2 protein-coding genes are annotated in these 536 nt (G+C 46.6%); both read right to left on the bottom strand.

The window, feature by feature from the left end; translation table 11 throughout:
• Nucleotides 1–258, bottom strand: a 258-nt coding sequence (locus R7Q09_RS28015) for a NapC/NirT family cytochrome c (RefSeq protein ID WP_318144190.1), incomplete at its 3' end; no start/stop codon positions are given.
• Nucleotides 259–280: 22 nt separating this feature from the next.
• Nucleotides 281–536, bottom strand: a 256-nt coding sequence (locus R7Q09_RS28010; protein ID WP_318144189.1) for a c-type cytochrome, incomplete at its 5' end; no start/stop codon positions are given.

The raw sequence follows: 536 nt of genomic DNA, 5'->3' as shown, positions 1-536 counted from the left end.
AAACTCCCTAGGGACATGGCAATCACTGCACGTAGCGGCAACCACACCCTGAGCATTTTTGAAGTGTGGGGATGCTTGGTACTCCTCAACTATCGTATCCATCCCAATATGGCAACTGTAACAAAACTCGTTGCTATTGGTGTAATCCATACCAAAGTGAAAAACACTGATTGCCGCACCACCAAGGATAAACGCCAATAAGCCACCAATTGGTATGCCGAGCATCCATTTTCTGTTTGGTTTACGCCATAAACGCATTGGTGTTCATCCCATAGCAGCGCTAGCGATAACTCGCATAGTATTCTACGAGCGCGTTTAAATCATCGGCACTAAGCCCTTTGAACGCCTCATCCATTTTTTTATCAACGGAGCGTTTGCCTTGCTTAAACTGCTGTAACGTAGTGGCGAGATAGCCCTTCTGCTGACCAGCTAAAATCGAAGCTTCATCCAGAGCGTTACTGCCACCATCCGAATGACAGTTCTCGCAACTTTTCGCGTGGATAGCCTTACCTTTCATCGCTAACGCTTGATCGAAA

The organism is Vibrio sp. 2130-1 (assembly GCF_033339515.1).
Note: the sequence above shows the minus strand (reverse complement) of the source record. Positions and strands in the feature narration are given on the sequence as shown.